The organism is Neobacillus niacini (assembly GCF_046591715.1).
Classification (GTDB): Bacteria; Bacillota; Bacilli; order Bacillales; family Cytobacillaceae; genus Neobacillus; species Neobacillus niacini_L.
In genome coordinates, this window is the sequence record NZ_JAWVNQ010000001.1 from 1,056,565 (window position 1) to 1,078,583 (window position 22,019).

Sequence of the window (22,019 nt, forward strand, 5' to 3'; positions counted from 1 at the left end):
AATACATTTTTCTAAAAATAATATAGTTATAGGCTAAAAATAAACGAGTTGTATAGAAAAATTGTGCTATTTTTCTAACGAATGATTTGTATTTTTCAGAAGATTTTATTTTTATAATTAAGGAGAGATAAAAGGACAAAGAGGAGTGAATAGATATGGAAACTAGTACATCGAAATCAAGGGTTATCAAGAATTACAAAGGGACAGAATTACATGCGAAAGGCTGGATTCAAGAGGCTGCACTGAGGATGTTAATGAACAATCTTGACCAAGAAGTAGCAGAGCGGCCAGAGGATTTAGTCGTATACGGCGGAATTGGGAAGGCGGCACGAAATTGGGAATCTTACGAGAAAATAGTAAAATCGCTGCTTGAATTAGAGAATGATGAGACATTGTTAATTCAATCTGGGAAACCTGTAGCCGTTTTTAAATCACATAAGGACGCCCCTCGTGTGCTGCTCGCAAACTCAAATTTAGTCCCAGCTTGGGCGAATTGGGAGCATTTCCACGAACTTGATAAAAAGGGATTAATGATGTACGGACAGATGACAGCGGGCAGCTGGATTTATATTGGAACACAGGGCATTGTCCAAGGAACCTATGAAACTTTCGCTGAGCTTGCACGTCAAGAATTCAACGGTTCACTGATAAATACGATTACATTAACAGCAGGTCTAGGAGGCATGGGCGGGGCGCAGCCATTAGCGGTTACCATGAATGAGGGTGTATGCCTTGCGATTGATGTTGATGAAACACGAGTGGATCGGAGAATTGAAACCGCTTACCTTGACGTGAAAACAAACAATTTAGAAGAAGCTATTAATCTTGCATTAGAGGCAAAGAAAGCTGGAAAGGCTTTATCAATCGGTTTGATTGGAAACGCTGCTGAGCTCTTGCCGATTATGATTGAAAAAGGGTTTAACCCGGATGTATTAACTGATCAAACTTCTGCACATGACCCATTAAATGGTTATGTTCCAGCGGGTTATAGCTTAGAAGAAGCAGCTAAGCTCAGAAAGGAAGACCCAGCTGCCTATGTAAAACTATCAAAACAAAGCATGGCCATCCATGTAAAGGCAATGCTTAAGATGCAGGAAAAAGGCGCGATTACCTTTGACTATGGTAATAACATTCGTCAAGTTGCAAAGGACGAAGGCTTAGAAAATGCGTTTGATTTTCCGGGATTCGTGCCAGCTTATATCCGTCCGTTATTCTGTGAAGGAAAAGGTCCTTTCCGCTGGGCGGCATTGTCAGGAGACCCTCAGGATATTCGGAAAATTGATGAAGTCCTGCTTCGTGAATTTAAAGATGATGAGCACCTATGTAAATGGGTAAAAATGGCACAAGAAAAAATCAGCTTCCAAGGGCTTCCGGCTCGAATTTGCTGGCTTGGTTATGGAGACCGTGCCCGCTTAGGCAAGATTATTAATGACCTCGTTGCCTCTGGGGAAGTTTCGGCGCCGATTGTTATTGGGCGTGACCATTTAGACGCAGGCTCTGTTGCATCTCCTAACCGGGAAACAGAAGGCATGAAGGATGGAAGTGACGCAGTTAGTGACTGGCCAATTCTTAATGCAATGATCAATGCTGTCGGCGGTGCGAGCTGGGTTTCTCTTCACCATGGCGGCGGTGTAGGAATGGGTTACTCTCAGCATTCTGGAATGGTAATTGTGGCAGATGGTACAAAGGATGCAGAAGTTCGTTTGCAGAGGGTGTTAACAACGGACCCTGGGATGGGTGTTGTTCGTCACGCGGATGCAGGGTATGAACTAGCGATTAAGACAGCAAAGGAAAAAGGCATCAAAATGCCAATGCTGAATCAAGATTAAGAGGTGATTGGATGAATAAGCCAATTTTTATAAGAAATGCATCGCAACTCGTCACTCTACAGGGGAGTTCACAGGCTCCCCTTGTAAAGGAAGCGATGTCCGAGCTAGGTATTATTGAAAATGGAAGTGTTTGGATTGAGAACGGAGTCATTTGTGCTGTAGGAAAAGATGAGATTCTTTTTGAAAAATATGAAGATAGGCTTGGGGATGCGGAGATTGTGGATGCAGGTGGAAAGCTAGTGACACCTGGACTTGTTGACCCGCATACCCATCTTGTCTTCGCTGGAAGCAGAGAAAATGAGTTTAATATGAGGCTGCAAGGTGCCACCTACATGGAAATTATGAATAGCGGCGGCGGTATTCATGCTACAACGAGGAGGACAAAGTCAGCCTCTCATCAAGAGCTTTTTGAAGAAAGCTTTGAACGTTTGAATCAATTCCTGCGTCACGGCGTGACAACGGTAGAAGCGAAAAGCGGCTATGGGATGGAATGGGAAACGGAGCTTAAACAGCTGGAAGTCGCGAAATTGCTCAATGAAAAGCATGTTATCGATGTTGTTCCTACCTTTATGGGCGCACACGCTGTTCCTAAAGAGTATAAAGAGAACCCGGATCAATTTGTGGAGCTACTTATAAATGAAATGATACCAAAGGTAGCGGAGCTTGAATTAGCAGAATTCAATGATGTTTTTTGTGAGCATGGTGTATTTACCCCTCAGCAATCAAAAGTGATTCTTGAGGCAGGGAAGCGGCATGGATTGATTCCTAAAATTCATGCGGATGAAATCGAACCATATGAGGGGGCAGAATTAGCTGCCGATGTAGGAGCGATTTCCGCAGACCATTTATTAAGAGCGTCTGAAAATGGGATGAAAGCAATGGCTGAAAAAGGCGTGGTCGCTGTACTGCTGCCTGGGACAGCATACTTTTTAATGGCAGAATCTGCAAATGGACGAAAAATGATTGATTTAGGTGTGCCGGTTGCATTGTCGACCGACTGTAACCCTGGATCTTCTCCAACAGTGTCTTTGCCATTTATTATGAATCTTGGCTGTCTAAAAATGGGGATGACGCCAAGTGAGGTAATTACTGCTGCTACAATCAATGCTGCACATGCGATAAATAGAGGGCAAGAAATTGGCAGCTTAGAAGTTGGAAAAAAGGCAGATATTACGATTTTTAATGTTGATAATTATATGAAGCTTCAATACTCATACGGAGTGAACCATACACATACAGTCGTGAAGGCTGGAAAGGTAGTTGTCAGAGGAGGTCATTTACTTGAAGAGCTTTCTCTATCCAATAATTAATCCTTCAAGTTTTACATGGGTAAGACCTGGGAACGGTGAAGCAGCTAAGGTCCATGAGTGGATTCAACCGATTACAGCATCAACTGACTTTGAACAAAAAAAGGACGCCGAGGTTGTCATCCTCGGTGTTCCCTTGTCCCGTTCTTCAATAAGTGCTTCGGGTGCTTCAGAATTTCCGGAAGCCTTTAGACGGTCTTGGCGGGGCTTTTCTACTTACAATTTAGATGATGATGTTGATTTGTCGGAGATGACTGCATTAGATGCAGGTGATGTTCCTATGCATGTGACAGATATTGCTCAGTGCCATGAGAATATTACTGCTGCCTCGGCACTCATTCATCAACATTTCCAGAATTCGCTCGTGTGTGCTATTGGCGGAGACCACTCCATTACAGCAATGTTGGTGAAGGGAATGAATCAGGCAAAGCCGCAAGAAAAAATAGGAATACTTCAATTCGACACTCATTTTGATTTGCGGGATATGTCGGATAATGGACCTTCTAACGGAACCCCTATGCGGAATTTAATTGAGAGCGGTGTGGTCGAAGGAAGTAATATGTACAATATTGGTTTGCATGGGTTCTTTAATACAAAGGATTTAAAACAGTATGCAGACGAAAAAGGGGTCAATTATATTACTCTGCGTAAAGCTAGAAGAAGGGGAGTAGAAGAAACTGTTCTCCAATGTTTAAATGATTTATCTTCGAAGGTTGATACGATATATGTAACAGTCGACATGGATGTGTTAGATATTACCTATGCTCCAGGGGTACCGGCCTCAACGCCGGGGGGCATGACAACAGAAGAACTGCTAGAAGGGGTACTGGCAGCAGGCCGCCATCCAAAAGTAAAAGCAATGGACATCGTCTGTCTAGATCCACAAAAAGACACACAAGTCCAGCATACAGTCAAACTTGGAACACACGTATTCCTAACATTCCTTACAGGAGTCATGCTTCGACAAAGTGCTAGCAGATAGATAGTAGTTGATATCTAATTGATAGCTAGGGTGACAGGCACCACTAAAATACAATTGTCCGCCCTGGGTGGACAGTTGGCTGGTGGTGATACTGTATGCAGGAATTAATTGAACAAGGAGGATTGGGTATGGAAAATCGACCGTTGCAGCAAGTTAAGCAGCCTGAATTGCAGAATAGTAATTTATTGAATGTAATGAAGTTTTTTATTTTTAGTGCTATTGGTATTTTTTTCTTTTTTATTCCGGTTACTTTGAATGGAAAGTCCTCCATTATGCTGGATCATTTTGTTTCTTATATTCAGCTTGCAGTCCCAAGTGTCTTACCTTATTATGCTTTACTGGTTATATTATTGGGGGCATTATATCCTTTTGTGACAAAATCCTGGAATAAGGATGCTGTAACCACTGTCTTTTCGATTCTGAAAATATTTGGACTTGCTGCGGCTGCAATGCTTGTGTTTAATATTGGTCCGAAATGGTTTTTTGATCCTGATATGGCACCATTCCTTTTTAACAAACTCGTGATTTCTGTTGGTTTATTAGTTCCAATAGGTTCCGTTTTTCTTGCTCTTTTAGTAGGCTATGGTTTGCTTGAATTTATCGGAATATTCATGCAGCCGGTCATGAGGCCGATTTGGAAAACACCGGGAAGGTCAGCAATCGATGCGGTGGCATCCTTTGTAGGGAGCTATTCCATTGGACTCTTAATAACTAACCGTGTGTTTAAAGAAGGGAAATATTCAATAAAAGAAGCAGCGATTATTGCAACAGGTTTTTCAACTGTTTCGGCAACCTTTATGATCGTTGTTGCCAAGACACTGAATCTTATGGAGGTATGGAACGCCTATTTTTGGGTTACCTTTGTAGTAACATTCATCGTAACGGCCATTACGGTCAGAATCTGGCCGCTTAATAAAATGAGTGACTCCTATTATCAGGATATGGAGGGTGATGAAGAGGTAATTATCAAGAAAGACCGTGTTAGAACAGCATGGAAAGAAGCGATGAGTACCGCCAACCAATCACCAAGCTTGGGTGCAAATATATGGGCAAACCTTAAAGATGGCTTTATTATGACAATGGGAATCTTGCCATCAATTATGTCAGTTGGGTTATTAGGACTTATATTGGCTGAGTATACCCCTGTATTTGATTGGCTGGGATATCTTTTCTATCCTTTTACAGCACTTGTTCAATTACCAGAACCGATGCTGGCCGCAAAAGCAAGCGCTGTATCAATTGCAGAAATGTTCTTGCCTGCTCTATTAGTTACCAAAGCAGCCATAGTTACTAAATTCGTTATTGCAGTTGTTTCGGTTTCATCCATCATTTTTTTCTCTGCAGTAGTGCCATGTATTTTATCAACAGAAATTCCGCTTACGATTGGAAAACTAGTCATCATTTGGTTCGAAAGAGTAGTGCTCACCATTCTCATTACTGCACCAATAGCTTTCTTAATTCTCTAATATAAATTGGACTGTTCCTTTGGAGGAACAGTTTTTTTATTATGATTAGATGCATAATAAAAAAAGGAAATATTTTTATGGTAGTGAATTTATAATTATTGTTGAGGTGTCCAAATAAAGTGCCATATCTCGATGAAAAAGGTGTCAGTCTATATTATCAAGTAAAGGGAAATGGAATGCCCATCGTTTTTATCCATCCCCCTTTACTTACTAGTGAAAATTTTACTTATCAAATGGAAGGACTTTCTCAGAATTTTAAAGTGATTACTTTTGATATAAGAGGACATGGCAGAAGTCAGTACTCAAATCAACCGATTACTTATGAATTTATTGTTGAAGACATTAAACGTTTACTGGATCATTTAAGTATTGAAAAAGCATTCCTGTGCGGGTATTCGACAGGAGCTTCAATTGCCTTAGAATTTATGCTGACTAATTCCGAACTAGCCTTAGGAAGTATAATAGTAAGCGGGATGTCAGAAGCGAGTGATTTTTATCTGAGGAACAGGATTTCTTTAGCCGTTAAACTTGCAATCCCCCGGACGTTTTCATTTCTAGCATATGCCATTACATGGGGTAATTCCGATTCAAAAGATACTTTTTATAAATTATACAATGAATCAGTAAAAGGTGATGTAAGAAATATTCAGCAATATTACCAATATAGTTTGAATTATAATTGTACCAGTCAGCTTCAAAATATTGAACTTCCTATATTATTGGTTTATGGGAAGAAAGACAAATCATTTTACCGCTATGCCAATCTGCTAAGTACCCAATTACCACGTAATGAAGTAAAATTTCTTTCAAAAGAAAAGCATCAGATCCCGACAAAGGCAGCGGGAAAATTAAACAAATTGATTCAAGATTTCGTTCAATCGTGTAATGAGAAATAGGAAATGTAAGCGATTTCATAAAATGCGGGAAATTTTTCTGTATTTCTTGGGAAAGCGCAGAAACAGACATTTTCTGAGTGATTTTTTGAAAAGAGAGAGGAATTTGTGTGAATATTGTCGTAATCTCAGATACCCATTTACCAAAGAAGAAAAAAGGGCTGCCAGCTAGATTATTAGAAGAACTGAAGGATACAGATTTAATTGTCCATGCAGGTGACTGGCAAACGATAGATGTCTACAGAGAACTTCAGTCGCATGCAAAAGTCGAAGGTGTCTATGGGAATGTGGATAGCCAAGATATAATAGAATTATTGCCTTTTAAAAAAATCGTAGAAGTAAATGGCTATAAAATTGGAATTACACATGGACATGGGAATGGGAAAACAACCGAAAAAAGGGCGATAGAAGTCTTTAAAGATGAAAAGGTTGATTGTATCATATTTGGGCATTCTCATATCCCAGTGAACAGACTGGAAGGGGAAATATTAATCTTTAATCCAGGTTCTCCAACTGACAAAAGAAGACAGAAGATGTTTTCTTTTGGTGTGCTTAATATAAGTGATAAAATAGCTGCAGAGCTGATTTATTTTGATGAAGATTAACAGAGTTGAAGGGAGAGGGAAAAGTATGGCCGAAGGAGTTATCGTTTATACCACAAATGACTGTATTGAGTGTACAATGGTCAAAAAAGTTCTTGCTGAAGAAGGTATACCCTTTGAGATCAGGGATATTTCAATGAATCCTGATTATCAAACTGAAGTTGAGAAGTACGGCTTTTTAGGTGTTCCTGTTACGGTGTTAGGAAATAAAGCAGTAAAGGGCTTTACAAATGAACTAAAGGAAATAATGGAAACAGCAAAAAAGAGCTAATTTTTTCGTTAGCTCTTTTGCTTTGTTTAAAAACCTGCTAGCTTTTTCGCGTAAAGCATATTAGTTTTCAATATTTCATAGTATAGGTTCGGGTAGCCAGCGACTAGGGCAATTTCGTGTGAGGGATTGAAATAATCGATTTCAGAAATCCAAATATCCCCTAATTCTCCAACGATGATATCAACGGCAGCATTTGCAAAATGGACTCCCATACTCTCAATTTCTTTTACTGTATCAATTGCAATATGAGTTAACTCCTGATAGGTTAAGGACGCATACATATCACTTTGCTGTAAGAAATCTGCAATCATTGCTTTTTGGAATTTTACCAAAGGCATTAATGTACCTTTATTCACTCCAGATTGATCTCCGCGGGTAAACAATCCCATCGCCTTCCACTGTCCTGATTGATCTTTAACGGTTATGATGCGGATCGTTATCGTTCGATAGCCCGTTACATCAATCGATTCTTGAATCAAGTATTCTCCATCTTTAAAATATTGTTTAAAAATAGAGAAAGCTTGGTCCCGATTATTAAACTTAAAACTCTTAGTTTCCATGGTCCTAAGATTAGAAATAACAAGGGTGTTCGAGTCCTTTAAGTACACCCTTATTGCCGACCGATTTGCGTTGTTTAGCGGTTTAACTGTTACATTAGGAAACTTCTTTAAAAAGTAGTACAAATCTTGGGGAGAACCATATAGGTTGGTATCCGGCAGGTAACATTTTACACCGACAGAACTTGCTAATTTCTTGTGAATGCTCAATCTAGTGAGAAAAAAGTCATTAAAAACGGCATTGCCAATGATCGATTTGAAATGTTGAAGCCATGCAGAACTCACAGATGAGGTCATCACAAAGATTGAGGCAGGGTACGGGTAGGTTCCCTCATCCCATTGTTTTGTCTTAGGATTATAAAGATATCCTTTCACTGTATGATTGATTTTATCAACATGGTCAAGAGAAAAGACAAGGATGGCACCTTTGATCTCATGATAAAGGAAGACATAATCTCGAAGGTGTTCAAGATACTTCTTAATTGAGCTTTGATAATAGCCAGCAAGCAAACCAATAAATGGTCCAATTTGTATTTCGTTGCCATTCTGCTTGATTTCAAGACTGCAATGCTCGGGTATGTTCAGGTTGTCCAAAATATCTGCAGACAGGCTTGCCCCATTCAATGGCAGCTTATCAGAAATGTCTACAATAGATTGATAGGTTTTTGCTCCAAATCTGATTTTCCTAGCTGTAATTTGCGTAATTCCCATTGATTCTGCTAATTGGGGATGAAGAGTCAATATTCCTCTGTTAGAGGTATTTCTTGATAGCAGAATAATATTATCCATTTTTATTCCTCCCAACCATCAATAGCGGATACGTTATTATATGTACGTTTCATCAAGTTTGTCTTAAAAATGGGAGTGATTCTAACAATTTGGACAAGTGTACCAATATTATTCTGACATACGAATAGGGAGTGATTACTGGAATGGTTAAATATTTTTGAAAATTTTATCTTTTTGTGAAAATAGTAATTTACTTTTGATAAACACAGGAGTATGATAATCACAGTTTCATATTTCTAAATCGCTGAGACCAAATGGTGCGGGGGACCCATTCTAAGTGGATGTATATCCAAGGGGTGAATCCTTTTAAAAAGGTAGGGCTACTCAATGGCCCGAATCCGACAGCTAACCTCGTAAGCGTTAATGAGAAGGAAGGTGGAGCTTGTGAGACAAGTATAGAATGTCTACAGGTCTATTTAACTTTGACTTGTAGGCATTTTTTTGTTTTTTTACCGTAATAGCTATCAAACTTATAAATACTTGGTGGTGGGAATCATGGTTTCTTCAGTCAAGAGATTCTTAATTGGCAGACCTTTAAAGTCAACAGAGTTAGGGGAACAAAAGCTTAATAAAACAAAAGCGTTAGCGGTGCTATCGTCTGATGCGTTATCATCAGTCGCATATGGTCCGGAACAAATCCTGATAGTGCTCATAACAGTCGGTGTTGCTGCCTTTTGGTATTCCATACCGATAGCACTCGGTGTTTTAATTCTATTGGCAGCCTTAATTTTATCTTATCGACAAATTATTTACGCTTACCCGCATGGTGGAGGAGCATATGTCGTTTCAAAGGAGAATTTGGGTGAGAAATATGGGCTGATATCAGGCGGTGCACTCTTGGTGGACTATATCTTAACCGTTGCTGTAAGTGTATCTGCCGGAACAGATGCAATAACCTCAGCTTTTCCAGCATTGCATGACCATAATGTAGGGATTGCGATTATATTTGTATTATTGATTACAACGTTAAACCTAAGAGGTGTGACGGAGGCTGCATCTATTTTAGCGTATCCTGTCTATTTATTCGTCCTTGCTCTTTTTATTTTAATCTGTACTGGAATCTACAATGTTCTGACACATCAGGTGCCGGCAGAATGGCATACTCCAGTGGGGACACCTATTGCTGGGATATCCTTATTTCTTTTATTAAAGGCGTTTGCATCAGGAAGTTCAGCCTTGACAGGGGTAGAAGCCATATCGAATGCAATTCCCAATTTTAAAGATCCGGCCCCCAATAATGCTGCGAAAACGTTAGCAGCTATGGGAGGTTTATTAGCACTATTATTTTCTGGAATTGTACTGTTAGCCTATTACTATGGAATAACCCCGAATGATAAAGTAACAGTAGTTTCGCAAATAGCGGAGCAAACTTTCGGACGAAACTTTATGTATTTCTTTATTCAAGGCACAACGGCTTTAATTTTAATTCTTGCAGCTAACACGGGGTATACTGCCTTTCCGTTGCTTGCAGTAAATCTGGCAAATGACAAGTTTATCCCCAGAATGTTCAAGATCAGAGGGGACCGGTTAGGGTATTCCAATGGGATTATCACATTAGGTTTAGCTTCTATTCTATTAATAATATTTTTTAAAGGGAAAACGGAGCACTTAATACCACTTTATGCCGTTGGAGTCTTTATTCCGTTTACGTTATCCCAAACGGGGATGATGTTAAAATGGCTTCGTGAACAGCCAAAGGGATGGAGGAAGAAGCTTTTCATTAATACATTGGGCTCAGTCATTTGCTTTGTTGTAACCATTATGTTCTTTTTAACTAAGTTCGCACAGGTTTGGCCGGTATTACTGTTTCTACCTGCCATTGTTTTCGTCTTTACCACAATTAAAAAGCATTACACGGCGGTGGGTGAACAACTTAGAATCGCTGTTGATAAGCCGGCAGTACCTATCGAAGGGAACGTAATCATTGTTCCGGTCGCTGGAATTACGAAGGTAGTGGAAAACTCGCTTAATTATGCAAAATCCCTGGGAGCAGAACAAGTTCTGGCTGTCTATGTATCCTTTGATCGTGAGGATGAAAGGGAATTTGAAGAAAAATGGAAAAAGTGGCAGCCTAATGTAAGATTAGTTACCCTGTACTCACAATATAGGAGTATCATACAGCCATTGACAAAGTTTGTGGATACCGCTCAGCATAAAGCGGGTGAATCGAACTACCGTGTCACCGTTGTCATTCCACAATTCATAACCAAAAAAGGCTGGCATAACATCCTGCACAACCAATCAAGCTTATTAATAAAAGCATACCTATTATATAAGAGGAACGTTATCATCACAACAGTACCTTATCATTTAAAAAAATAACTGCAAGAGCAGCTTCGATTCGGAAGCTGCTCAATTTATATTGTTTTCAGAAATACAGAAGATACATCCAGGAACCTCGAAGGTGCGCCCATTTGCGGTTAATGAAATAGCACAAATAGCATTTCCAATCATTGTTTCATGGAGAAAATGTATGTTCGATAGAGTAGCGTTGTCAGTAAAGTTGACTCCAGAGACTTCACCTTCTGCGGAAACAATCATTCCGATGCCGCCCCCTGAAACCGGTTCCCATGTTGGGAGTCCGGAAACCACAGATTTAAAAACGAAGCTGTTGTTTTGATTCTGATGGTCGCCATAAAGGATGGAAATATAACTGTTTTTGGCAGAACAATTAACATCACAAATTCGTGCAGATACCGTAATAGTGCCGCTAGATGGAAAACGATTAATTATGGTTTCTACTGGTACGGCAGTTGCCGATATGGCTGCACGACAATCACAACTTTCCATAAAACACCTCACATTAATAATGAATAATTATATATATGAAAAAGCTTGTCTTTTGGATTGGACAAGGGATGGATAAAAAGGAAATTTAGTACCTATGGTGGAATTTTATGAAAGATTCAATCATTATAGTAGGTATAAAACTTAATCCAGCCATAGATGAACATAACAATCCAATTTTCATATTAGAAAAGGACCTTATCGGAGAAGGGAAAGAATGAAAGTTCCTTAATGTGGGAAAATAACAGGTGGAGGTGATGGGGGAATGAGTAATACGAGGGTAAAGTTTGATTTACATACACATCATGACAGGTGCGGGCATGCCAGGGGAGGTATTCGGGATTATGTGGAAGCCGGTATAGAAAGAGGTTTGAATATCATCGGGATATCTGACCATACACCATACTTCTCGAGTAAAGAAGATCATCCTTACCCGCATATAACAATGGCAGTTAGCCAATTTCCTGAATATGTAGAAGAAGTCTTAAAGTTACAACAAGAGTATGCTGATAGAATTGATGTTTTGCTGGGGATTGAGGCGGACTTTTTTCCTGATCAGGTTGAGAATTATCGACCGTATTTTGAACAATATCCATTTGATTATATAATAGGATCTGTACATCATGTGGATGGGGTAAGCATTTTTAATAAGAACCGCTGGGATGGGCTAAGTAGAAAAGAACAAATACGAACAAAAGAATCGTACTATTCTTTAATTGAACAATCTGCAAAGAGCGGAATGTATCAGATACTTGGGCATATTGACGCAATGAAGGGCTACTATCCTGACTTTTCAAACATTCAAACGGCAGCAGTTGAACACACCTTAAAGGTCATTGCAGAGTGTGATATTGCCATCGAGATCAACACCTCAGGTAAAACCAAATACGTGGGAGGGTGGTATCCAGCAGATGATATGCTCGAGATGGCACTCCATCACGGAGTAAAAGTCACCTTCGGCTCCGACGCCCACGACCCGCACCGAGTCGGTGACGAATTCGAACAAGTTCAAGCACGACTCAAAGAAATAGGCTTCAAAGAATGGGTCTACTTTAAAGCGAAAAAGAGATATGCAGTCAATATATGAATAAGTGCATAAATGGTGACAGGCACCAAAAAATGTAATGGCGAAGTCTCCATTACATTTTTTGGTGTTTGTGTTTTTGTTTGTTGTTTTTGGAAATTGTTCTGATTAGGTAGATCCCGCCGATGAGTGCTAGTAAATTCAATGAATCTCCTAAGTTAATACTTAGGTTGAAATAGTTGTTGACTCGTACGGTGTTTTTGTTGTTGTTGGTGGTACTGTGCGGCCACTTTGATTCCGCCAGGTTTTCATTGAACAATTGAATCACCTCCATATGACTAGTATATCAAGGGAGTTATACAGAAAATGCTAATTTACTAGAAAAAATACCTAGTTAGTTACAATTAATGCTGTCTTATATTTTCTAGTGCGATAATACATAAGTAGAAATACAAAGGCGCTGCCTATCCTCATAATCGAATTTAACTCCATTGATGTTTGTATGCCTAGCCCTTCTAATAGAAAAATACCAACCTGAGGGGCTATGAATGCAATGAATGATAGGAGTACATTATAAGTTGTGATACAATACGTTCGAGTTTCTGCTGGGGATTGCTCTAACAATAGATTGAACAATAACAGCACAACTCCGGAAACAAAAAAGCCAGATAAGGCATTCACACAGGTTAAATAATATAGATTTGTAGAAAGAATGGTTAAAAAAGGAACAAGCCCCATCCCAAGGGCGGCCCAGACAAGCATGAGCGTATTTGATTTTTGTTCTGCCCATTTTTTCCATAATGGGAAGGTGAAAATTTGGACCAATTGATTTCCGACTGAAAAGATACTGATCCAAAGGATGGTAGCTTCCGCAATCCTAACACTATAGATATTGAATATGCCCCAAGACATTTGCCAGGTGAAATTAAAGCAGAGAGCCGCAATGAGGAACCATCTGTAACCATGATCTTTAAAAATGGACCAATTCATTGACGATTTTTTCGTAGTAATAACAGATTGAAGTGTCTCTTTATGTTTCATTAAGAAGTACACTTCTAAGAGCCCAAATAGTAAGGCTGCAAAGAATAACCACTGATAGGCAGCTGCGTTACTTGTATGATTTTTCATGATGATCCCAATGATGAGTGTGGAGATCATTCCGGCAATCGTTAACAGCCGGTTACGATCACTAAAAAATGCACCTCTTCTTTCTTCCTTAATCATACCGCTAATGAATGTCTGCCAGCCTATGTTTGATATAGTAGCGGGAACATTCATGAGTGCGATAATGATTAAGAATATCCATGCTTGGTAAGGAGAGGAGACATAAACAACTCCAATGAGCAGTAAAAATAATAGGCGGGCCCATAAAACTGCCATTGCTACTGTTTTTTTCTGTGCCTCTAAACGATTTAACAGAATGGCAGCAGGAATAGTCATCAGGAGTGCAATTAAAGGGGGAAGTGAGCTAATCAATCCAACTTGGTAATTGGTAGCTCCGAGAATAGAGATTGCAAAGATAGGATAGAAGTTCCCTGCTAGGTTAATAGCAATGGTGGATACCATTCCGTGATAAATACTAATCTTTTCATTATATGTGCGCAAATTTCTTCACCAGTTTCTCTAGTATTCATTATCGATAATATTATACAGCTCCATTTAGAAAATCTATATATAACTTTTTAATAATTTCAGTGATTTTTTTTCAGTTTTGTGAACAAAAATTAATATTTTTTATGAAATTTAAGTCTAAATCGAGTATAATAAATCCTTGGTTTTACATTAAGTTTTTCTAGGAGTTTTCCATATGAATCAGACATTTACATTGAAGGAAAAGACAAAACAGATATTTGTCATGTTAATACCAATCTTAATTACACAACTCGGAATGTTTTCGATGGTGTTTTTTAATACAATTATGTCAGGAAAGTATAGCTCATCAGACCTTGCGGCTGTTGCCATAGGTTCATCTATCTGGAATCCGGTATTTACAGGAATTAGCGGGATTTTGCTTGCTGTTTCTCCGATAGCAGCCCAGCGCTTTGGGGAAAAGAGGAGTGGAGAGGTAGCTAGTGTTGTTCGCCATGGACTGTATCTTTCTTTTATGATTGTGGTGATAGTGATTGGACTTGGAGTCTTCTTTTTAGATCCTCTTTTGGATAAAATGAATCTTCCTATAGAGGTCCATGAGACAGCTTTTGACTATCTAGTTGGCCTTTCATACGGAATTCTTCCTTTATTTATATTTAATGTGTTAAGGTCTTTTATTTATGCATTGGGAAAAACACGAATTGTGATGCATATTCTTCTTTTGTCCTTACCAATTAATTTCTTTTTAAACTATGTATTAATTTTTGGATATTGGGGATTCCCGGAACTGGGCGGAGCTGGTGCTGGTTACGCTACCTCGATTACCTACTGGGTGATAACGGGAATGACGGTGTTCATAGTAAAAAAGAAGGACCCTTTTATCCATTTTGGCATTTTCGACAATCTGAAAGAATTCTCGTTTGCAGAGTGTAAGGAAATATTAAAAATCGGTGTTCCAATGGGACTCTCAACGTTTTTTGAAACCAGTATGTTTGCAGTGGTAACAATTCTATTAAGTAAATTTAATGTTACAACTATAGCAGCCTATCAATCTGCATTAAATATAGTTTCTTTCCTCTATATGATTCCCATCAGTATTTCAATGGCCCAGACGGTTTTAGTGGGATATGAAGTTGGAGCAGGCAGATATAAAGATGCTAAAAGCTATAGCTGGCTGGGCATTTATTTAGCTATTATAATTGCCCTTTTCACAGGAATATTCGTTGTACTTTTCCGCTATCAAGTGGCAGAGTTTTATTCAAATGAAGCAGAAGTCATTAATTTAACAGCCCACTTTTTGATCTTTGCGCTGTTTTTCCAAATCAGCGATGCTATTCAAGTTACAGCACAGGCAGCGTTACGAGGCTATAAAGATGTGAACTTAGCCTTTATCATGACATTAATTGCTTACTGGCTGATTTGTCTCCCAGTGGGATATGGATTGGCGAACTTTACAAATCTAAGAGCAACAGGATATTGGCTTGGACTTACTGCAGGTCTATTGGCTGCAGGAATCGCCTTATCATGGAGACTTCTCTACATTCAAAAACGAATATTCGTAGACAGCAAAAAATTAGAAGCCGTATAATCAGTCAGCACAAATAAAACCACAAGAACTACCAAAAAAGTACTCACGCCCTGGAGCTTGAGTACTTTTTTGGTCCTGCTGTCCGCCTGAGGTGGACAGTGTCCACGAGTGGTGACAGGCACCGTGAAAATGGCACCCCAAAAAATAACACCCCAAAAAATAACACCCCAAAAGATAACACCCCAAAAATAACACCCCAAAAATAACACCGCAAAAATAGTGCCCCGGTAAAAAAATGACATGGTTGTCATTGTCGATATGGGATAATGACTATATTAGCAAAACCTAAAGAGGAGGCAGGGTGTAATATGGAGCAGCATTTTGTTTTTGTTTATGGTACGTTGAGGAAGCATGAACGGAATCATTTTTTGTTGGAGGGAGCTGAGCTTGTTGCTGAGCAGGCTTGGACCAATGGGAAGTTATTTGATACAAGTTATGGATATCCGGCTTTACAAGAATCTAGTAATGATGTGGTTTACGGTGAATTGTACCTTGTTACGGAGGAACAGCTGCGGAGATTGGATGAGTTGGAAGGTTACAGTGTAGATGGCAGCGATAATCTATATAATCGTAAGAAACAGGTAATTTATTATAACAGAGGGAAATCGCAAGCATATGTTTACATTATTGCAGACCACAATCTGCAAATGTTAAAAACTCTGATACACTCTGGCGATTGGAAGGAGCATATCCTCCACAAACAAGAAAGAATTCTTTATTTTGCTTATGGCAGCTGCATGGATGATGCACGCTTTAAAAAGGCAAAGGTTGATCACTATTTTCAAAAGGTGACAGGCACCGGGATTCTACATGGCTATTCAATGCGCTATTCAGTCAAAATGCAAGATGGCGGTCGTGCTGACATTGTAGAGGAAGGTGGAACTGTTGAAGGAAAAGTGTATGAGATTCCTGCAGAGTGTGTTTCCTACCTTTATAGGAGAGAAGGGGTAGGGTCGCGTTTGTACCGGCCTGCTTTTGTGGACCTCATAATAAATGGTACTTTATTTATAAATGTTTTGACGTTTGTTGTGGTTAATAAGGAAGCAGAAACAGCGCCGCCGGCCCATTATTCTGAGGAAATTATTCGCGGCGGTACCGGATATTTAAGTGAAGACTATCTAGGAAAATTAAAGGAACATATAAAAATATTATGTAAACAAAAGTAACAAATAAATATTATCCTATCAATATGGTAAGATTTATTTTTCAAAATAACAGGAAATAAGTATTAGACAAAAAGAAAATAGTTTCTGTCTTAGAAAAATATAATCCAAAGAGAGCAGCCTCCTTATCGGAAGCTGCTTTTAAAATTGGGATGTTTTGATTTACGCCGAAGGAGAAGATCCATACCTGTTAAAAAGGCTCCCATGATAATCGGGAAAAACGTTAAGCTGATGGTCTGGTCATACAACAAGAATCCATAAATATTTATCAGTTCAGTTAGGATGAATCCAAGTACAAAACCAGTAATAAAAATTAGAGATGTTCTCATTCTTTGACACTCCCTTCACCTTGCTTATTTGTAAAAGCCATTTTCCATATGCGAGGAAGATTCTTAACAGTCAACCAAAATAGAAGGAATGCTATAACGGGGTGAAGAGCAGCACCCCAAGCGACAACAGGTGCTATATTTGCTGTAAAATACATTACGAAGATGATAGCAAATAATGATGCACTATACCCAATTGTCCAGCGTGGTAACTTTCCAATAAATGCGATAATAAACATGATGACAGGAATAAATTCAAATAAATGAATAAAAACGGTATGTTTTGTCCAGTTTAAAGGGTTAACAAAGATTGCCAAACCTGCAAAAAATACTTGGACAAGGATACAGAGTAAAAATGAAATGGACAAGAAGGCAAAACTGATAATGCCCATACGTTTTCCAGCTGGAACCTCATCTTTCTTCATATCACTTTCCCCTTTCGAATGATTTCTATAACAAGTTTAGCAATGATACCAAAGCATCATAATGAGCCAGGGACTTAACTTTTACTAAGCCTCTAGTCTTAAAGCAGAATTCCTGAAGTAGGATTTCTGTTTTTTTATTACTAATTCGAAAGGAACCAAAGGAATAAAATTGGAAAGTTGGTAAAAATTATAAAATAGGAGGGGGGAGTGTGTCCTTGTTTCGGAAGAATAAACGCAATATTAAAAAACCGCAATTGTTGACACCGAGTAAGCTTGTAAAGGAAAAAGAAGACACCCCAACTTCCAGTTCATTAATGGTCAGACTAGAGGAAGTAATAGGACTATTTGGAAATAATGACGACTTACAAATAAAACATTTTAAAATTTTTGGTAAATTTTCGAGTGCAAGTATATACCTCTCAAGCTTAGTTAATCAGGATGCAATTAACCAGGATATTTTAAAGCCATTAATGTATGAACCTGAGCATTTAATGGGCAGGGAGAAGCCCCTAAACCATTTAATTAACCTCATTTTAACGGAGACAATTTACCATAGTCAGGCGAAGATAGGTGAAAATATAGGTGAGTTGATTGAGGTAATACTGCGCGGGGAAACCGTCATATTCATAGATGGTATCAATGAAGCTATTCACATTGACACAAAGAAAGTAGAAAAGAGATCAATAGCCCAGCCGGAAACTGAGCAGGCAATTTTAGGACCACGTGAAGGGTTTATTGAAAGTATTACAACGAACATATCCTTGCTAAGATATCGCCTGCCAACACCAGATTTTCAAGTGAAAACAATGAAAATCGGCACCTTAACCAAATCAACTGTGGCAATTTGTTATTTGAAAGGGATTGCCAATGAGAAGGTAGTCAAGGAAGTGGAAAAAAGGCTTTCAGAAATTAATATAGATGCGATTCTTGATGTCGGATATCTAGAACAATTTATTGAGGATAATCCTTTTTCACCATTTCCTCAGACTCAATCGACAGAAAGGCCGGATAAAACGGTGGCTAACCTAATTGAGGGAAGAGTGGGAATCCTTGTTGATGGATCGCCTTTTGCCTTATTAGTTCCGGTTGTTTTTAATCAATTCTACCAAACGATTGAAGATTACTCATCAAGGTTCTTAATGGGAACGTTTGTTAGACTTGCCCGAATATTAGCCTTAGTGTTTTCACTTGTTTTTCCATCATTATATGTGTCCCTAATATCCTTTAATCCCGAACTATTGCCGACTGAATTTGCCGTAGCTGTTGCGGGCGGACGGGCAGGCGTACCTTATCCCGCTGTAATCGAGGTTTTGATTATTGAAGTGGCGATGGAAATATTGCGGGAAGCAACGGTTAGGCTTCCAAAACAAGTAGGCGGGGCATTATCGATTGTCGGAGTGCTGGTTATCGGACAGGCAGCTGTTGAAGCTGGTTTATCAAGTCCCATTACGGTGGTTGTAATTGCTCTAACAACAATTGGCTCATTTGCGACACCTACTTACACAGCTGCATTTGCCCTCCGAATGCTGAGATTTCCGATAATGATTTTAGCTGGTATTTTTGGACTATATGGAGTAATGGTTGGAATCATTTTTATTTTCAATCACATGCTGTCGTTAAAATCGTTTGGTGTTCCGTATATGGCTCCAGTTTCTCCAGAAAATTATCAAGGGATGAAGGATGTTGTAATCCGCAGTCCTTTATGGTGGATGCCAAAAAGACCTGGTTTTCTACAGCCTTCCAATCAAAACAGACTGGGTCAAGATGATAATAAAGTTTTAGAACACAACAAAGTTGGAAATGATCAGCGGGAGGATGCAGCAAATGGGGGATCCAAGGGAGATCACGACACTTCAGGCAACAACAATCTTAATTAGCACGATTATTGGGGTAGGCGTTCTTCCTTTACCATTGTTTGCTGTTAGAGCAGGTGAAACAAGTGCTCCTCTTGTAACCGTAACTGGTATTACCTTAGCTGCAATGGGTCTGTTTATTCTCACCTATCTAGGGATGCGCCACCCGCAAAAAACGATAATAACCTATAGCCAGGATATTATTGGTAAATGGCTGGGAAGAATCTTTAGCGTTATTGTTATCAGCTTCTTTGTTGTCTTAACAAGCCTGACAGCTCGGGAATTTGGTGCAGTTGTTGTAACGGCTGTATTAAGAGAAACACCCCTTGAGGTGACTGTTATCGTCATGCTGTTACTTGCTTCCTTAAGCTGCAGGAATAATATCAATGTCTTTTCTTACATTCATAATTTTTATGTACCGATGATCTTGGCACCTGTATTGATTGTAGTGGCGTTTTCATTGAAAAATGCGAATCTCTTATATTTACGTCCAATATTCTTAGGTAATGACCTGCGTGGTATGGCTGCAGGAATGCTTACGATTTCAGCGTTATTTCAAGGGTCGTTTATTGTCACCATGATTATCCCCTCTATGAAGTCTCCAAAAAAAGCACTGAAAGCAAGTATTTGGGGTATTTTGATTTCAGGAGGGTTATACCTGTTAATTGTAATCGCGACAGTGGCTATTTTCGGTCCTGAAGAAATTAAACAAATCTTTTGGCCGACATTAGAGCTGGCAAGAACCACTGCTGTGCCTGGGAACATTTTGCAAAGGCTGGATATCATCTTTTTAGCCGTTTGGGTATTGGCGGTTTTTACTACCTTATTCTCCAGCTACTACTTTACCATCCATTCAATCAAAGAACTTTTCCAACTGAAGGACCATAAAATGCTTTCGTATTTTATTCTGCCTTTTGTGTTTTTTTTAGCGATGCTGCCTCAAAACATATTACATATGTATGAGATTATTCAATACATTGGACGCGCAGGTCTCTTGATTACGATTCTGTATCCAGCATCACTACTTACCATAGATTTCCTCAGAAGTTGGAGGAGAAAGAAAAATGAGGCTAAACCAACATAAAAGCAAAATAATTATCCTTTTTATAATTTTTTTACCATTACTTTCAGGCTGCTGGGACAGCCGGGAAATTGAACAGAGAGCGAATGTCCTAGCGATTGGAGTTGATAAGGCTAGCGAAGAAGAGAAAGAGAACGAAGATGAAATCTCTCATTTAGGGAAAAAATTTCCTGCCCCTGATGAAGATATGATCAAGGTAACGGCACAAATTGCTATTCCTGGAAGAATCCCTTTGGGTCCCCAGATGCCTGGAGGTTCAGAAAAGCCGGTTTTAGTTATAGAGGTTGTTGGCCATACTTTTCAGGATGCGATGTTAAATTTGCAGCAGGAGGTTTCGGATGAAATATTCCTTGGCCATTTAAGAATCATTGTAGTAAGTGAAGAAATAGCTCGACAAGGCACTGCCCGGTTCAATGACTTTCTCAGACGCAACCCTGAGATTAGAAGAACGGCATCATTAGTGGTATCTAAAGAATCAGCTGCTAAATATATGAATATAACGCCAGAGCTCGAACGTATTCCCTCCCTTTATTTAGCAAACATGGTTGACAATTTGTCAGCAATCGGAAAATTCCCTCCCTCCTTTATTGGGTTATTTTGGACTATATACTCTAGTAAAGGCCAGGAACCATATCTGCCCTATTTAGCACTAAAAGAAAAATCTACTATTCAACTTAATGGTCTTGCTTATTTTCACGGAGACAAGATGGTTGGAAAAACAAATCCGTTGGAAATAGGTACCTTTATGTCCGTAATAGGGATAGGCAGAGGTGGGTATGGGGCATTTGCTGTTGTTCCCGGCGAAGATGAATCGGTTCTAGTGAGGGCTGTCAGCAGGAAAACTAGAACCAAGGTTTCCATTAAGAATGGCAGACCGCATGTTTCCATCAAGATCCAATATGAAAGTGAGATAGATGAAAAGGAGAGTGCGAAAATCCAGCTATCCGATTCTTCTGTATTGAAAAAAATTGAAAAAGAAGCATCAAAAGACACGAAAAAATCGATTGAGAAATTAATTAAAAGGACACAAAAATCCAATTCTGATATATTTGGTTTTGGTGAGCACTTTCGAGCAAAAGTACCAAAGTATTGGAACAAAAATGTAAAAACAAAAGAAAAATGGAGTGAAATTTATAAAAATATTACTTTTGACATAAATGTAGATACCCATATACACCGAGTTGGAATGAAATCTAAATAAGGATAGAAGGAGAATGCTGTTTGTATATCGGCTATTTAAATTTCGTAATCGGCATATGCTGGGTGACAGGGCTATTAATTCTGCTGACGGATGTTAAGGCTTATCAACATGCTTCTCTGAAAAAAGAGCAGAAGGTATCACGATACCTGGGCTGGATCAATATTTCAATTGGTTTCGGAATAATGGCAGCAGATTTCATATACACGCGAATCATGTGGTGATGGACTTGGACTTCAATTTTGAGGTCCAATTTTTTTTGCATTTGTATCCGTTAACACTCTGATG

The 22,019-nt window shown here is 39.0% G+C and carries 21 protein-coding genes and 1 riboswitch; of the genes, 15 read left to right on the top strand and 6 right to left on the bottom strand.

Annotated elements, in window-relative coordinates; genetic code table 11:
- The first annotated feature begins 155 nt into the window (after positions 1 to 155).
- The 7 genes from hutU to SFC47_RS05165 all read left to right on the top strand — a co-directional run bounded on the left by hutU (position 156) and on the right by SFC47_RS05165 (position 7,350).
- Positions 156 to 1,829, top strand: coding sequence for a urocanate hydratase (hutU, locus tag SFC47_RS05135; protein WP_411253161.1), 1,674 nt, complete (start codon positions 156 to 158; stop codon positions 1,827 to 1,829).
- An 11-nt stretch (positions 1,830 to 1,840) separates the two neighbouring features.
- Positions 1,841 to 3,139, top strand: coding sequence for an imidazolonepropionase (hutI, locus tag SFC47_RS05140; protein WP_411253162.1), 1,299 nt, complete (start codon positions 1,841 to 1,843; stop codon positions 3,137 to 3,139).
- On the top strand, positions 3,111 to 4,118 hold the full coding sequence (locus SFC47_RS05145; RefSeq protein WP_411253163.1) for an agmatinase family protein: 1,008 nt from the start codon (positions 3,111 to 3,113) through the stop codon (positions 4,116 to 4,118). Before hutI ends, SFC47_RS05145 begins: the two co-directional genes overlap by 29 nt.
- 128 nt (positions 4,119 to 4,246) lie before the next feature.
- Positions 4,247 to 5,584 (top strand): YjiH family protein, encoded by a 1,338-nt coding sequence (locus tag SFC47_RS05150; RefSeq protein WP_411253164.1) that lies wholly within the window; start codon positions 4,247 to 4,249, stop codon positions 5,582 to 5,584.
- 119 nt (positions 5,585 to 5,703) lie between these two features.
- Positions 5,704 to 6,480, top strand: coding sequence for an alpha/beta fold hydrolase (locus SFC47_RS05155; protein WP_411253165.1), 777 nt, complete (start codon positions 5,704 to 5,706; stop codon positions 6,478 to 6,480).
- Between the two features lie 107 nt (positions 6,481 to 6,587).
- Complete coding sequence (locus tag SFC47_RS05160) at positions 6,588 to 7,082, top strand: metallophosphoesterase family protein (protein ID WP_411253166.1); 495 nt, start codon at positions 6,588 to 6,590, stop codon at positions 7,080 to 7,082.
- Positions 7,083 to 7,107: 25 nt separating this feature from the next.
- Complete coding sequence (locus SFC47_RS05165) at positions 7,108 to 7,350, top strand: glutaredoxin family protein (RefSeq protein ID WP_411253167.1); 243 nt, start codon at positions 7,108 to 7,110, stop codon at positions 7,348 to 7,350.
- Positions 7,351 to 7,376: 26 nt separating this feature from the next.
- Here the strand turns inward: SFC47_RS05165 and SFC47_RS05170 are convergent, their stop codons facing one another.
- On the bottom strand, positions 7,377 to 8,696 hold the full coding sequence (locus tag SFC47_RS05170) for a YheC/YheD family protein (protein WP_411253168.1): 1,320 nt from the start codon (positions 8,694 to 8,696) through the stop codon (positions 7,377 to 7,379).
- 232 nt (positions 8,697 to 8,928) lie between these two features.
- Positions 8,929 to 9,071: riboswitch (cyclic di-AMP (ydaO/yuaA leader) on the top strand.
- A gap of 120 nt (positions 9,072 to 9,191) precedes the next feature.
- Between SFC47_RS05170 and SFC47_RS05175 the strand changes: the two genes are divergently transcribed.
- Entirely contained in the window at positions 9,192 to 11,018 is a 1,827-nt protein-coding gene (locus tag SFC47_RS05175; RefSeq protein WP_411253169.1) for an APC family permease, read from the top strand.
- Between the two features lie 30 nt (positions 11,019 to 11,048).
- Here the strand turns inward: SFC47_RS05175 and SFC47_RS05180 are convergent, their stop codons facing one another.
- Entirely contained in the window at positions 11,049 to 11,486 is a 438-nt protein-coding gene (locus SFC47_RS05180) for a hypothetical protein (protein ID WP_411253170.1), read from the bottom strand.
- A gap of 262 nt (positions 11,487 to 11,748) precedes the next feature.
- On the opposite strand from SFC47_RS05180, the gene SFC47_RS05185 reads away from it, so the two are divergent.
- Positions 11,749 to 12,570 carry a histidinol-phosphatase gene (locus SFC47_RS05185; protein ID WP_411253171.1) on the top strand — a complete coding sequence of 274 codons (822 nt, stop codon included), beginning with the start codon at positions 11,749 to 11,751 and terminating at the stop codon, positions 12,568 to 12,570.
- Between the two features lie 52 nt (positions 12,571 to 12,622).
- Here SFC47_RS05185 and SFC47_RS05190 read toward each other — a convergent pair whose 3' ends face one another.
- Both SFC47_RS05190 and SFC47_RS05195 read right to left on the bottom strand, forming a co-directional pair.
- Positions 12,623 to 12,826 (bottom strand): hypothetical protein, encoded by a 204-nt coding sequence (locus SFC47_RS05190; RefSeq protein ID WP_411253172.1) that lies wholly within the window; start codon positions 12,824 to 12,826, stop codon positions 12,623 to 12,625.
- A gap of 71 nt (positions 12,827 to 12,897) precedes the next feature.
- On the bottom strand, positions 12,898 to 14,112 hold the full coding sequence (locus SFC47_RS05195; protein ID WP_411253173.1) for an MFS transporter: 1,215 nt from the start codon (positions 14,110 to 14,112) through the stop codon (positions 12,898 to 12,900).
- A 202-nt stretch (positions 14,113 to 14,314) separates the two neighbouring features.
- Between SFC47_RS05195 and SFC47_RS05200 the strand changes: the two genes are divergently transcribed.
- Both SFC47_RS05200 and SFC47_RS05205 read left to right on the top strand, forming a co-directional pair.
- Positions 14,315 to 15,685 (top strand): MATE family efflux transporter, encoded by a 1,371-nt coding sequence (locus SFC47_RS05200; protein ID WP_411253174.1) that lies wholly within the window; start codon positions 14,315 to 14,317, stop codon positions 15,683 to 15,685.
- Positions 15,686 to 15,993: 308 nt separating this feature from the next.
- Complete coding sequence (locus tag SFC47_RS05205) at positions 15,994 to 16,851, top strand: gamma-glutamylcyclotransferase family protein (protein ID WP_411253175.1); 858 nt, start codon at positions 15,994 to 15,996, stop codon at positions 16,849 to 16,851.
- Positions 16,852 to 16,973: 122 nt separating this feature from the next.
- Here the strand turns inward: SFC47_RS05205 and SFC47_RS05210 are convergent, their stop codons facing one another.
- Positions 16,974 to 17,177: a DUF5957 family protein gene (locus SFC47_RS05210; RefSeq protein WP_411253176.1), complete on the bottom strand. Its 204-nt coding sequence runs from the start codon at positions 17,175 to 17,177 to the stop codon at positions 16,974 to 16,976.
- Positions 17,174 to 17,599: a DUF6220 domain-containing protein gene (locus SFC47_RS05215; protein ID WP_411253177.1), complete on the bottom strand. Its 426-nt coding sequence runs from the start codon at positions 17,597 to 17,599 to the stop codon at positions 17,174 to 17,176. Before SFC47_RS05215 ends, SFC47_RS05210 begins: the two co-directional genes overlap by 4 nt.
- 209 nt (positions 17,600 to 17,808) lie before the next feature.
- Between SFC47_RS05215 and SFC47_RS05220 the strand changes: the two genes are divergently transcribed.
- Genes SFC47_RS05220 through SFC47_RS05235 form a run of 4 tightly spaced genes read left to right on the top strand, consistent with a single transcriptional unit; the run spans position 17,809 to position 21,955 of the window.
- A complete protein-coding gene (locus tag SFC47_RS05220; protein ID WP_411253178.1) occupies positions 17,809 to 19,476 on the top strand; it encodes a spore germination protein in 1,668 nt (555 codons plus the stop codon).
- On the top strand, positions 19,424 to 20,536 hold the full coding sequence (locus SFC47_RS05225; protein ID WP_411253179.1) for a GerAB/ArcD/ProY family transporter: 1,113 nt from the start codon (positions 19,424 to 19,426) through the stop codon (positions 20,534 to 20,536). The genes SFC47_RS05220 and SFC47_RS05225 overlap by 53 nt, the downstream gene beginning before the upstream one ends.
- Positions 20,517 to 21,734 carry a Ger(x)C family spore germination protein gene (locus SFC47_RS05230; RefSeq protein WP_411253180.1) on the top strand — a complete coding sequence of 406 codons (1,218 nt, stop codon included), beginning with the start codon at positions 20,517 to 20,519 and terminating at the stop codon, positions 21,732 to 21,734. The genes SFC47_RS05225 and SFC47_RS05230 overlap by 20 nt, the downstream gene beginning before the upstream one ends.
- A 20-nt stretch (positions 21,735 to 21,754) precedes the next feature.
- Positions 21,755 to 21,955 carry a CLC_0170 family protein gene (locus SFC47_RS05235; RefSeq protein WP_411253181.1) on the top strand — a complete coding sequence of 67 codons (201 nt, stop codon included), beginning with the start codon at positions 21,755 to 21,757 and terminating at the stop codon, positions 21,953 to 21,955.
- Positions 21,956 to 22,019 lie beyond the last annotated feature (64 nt).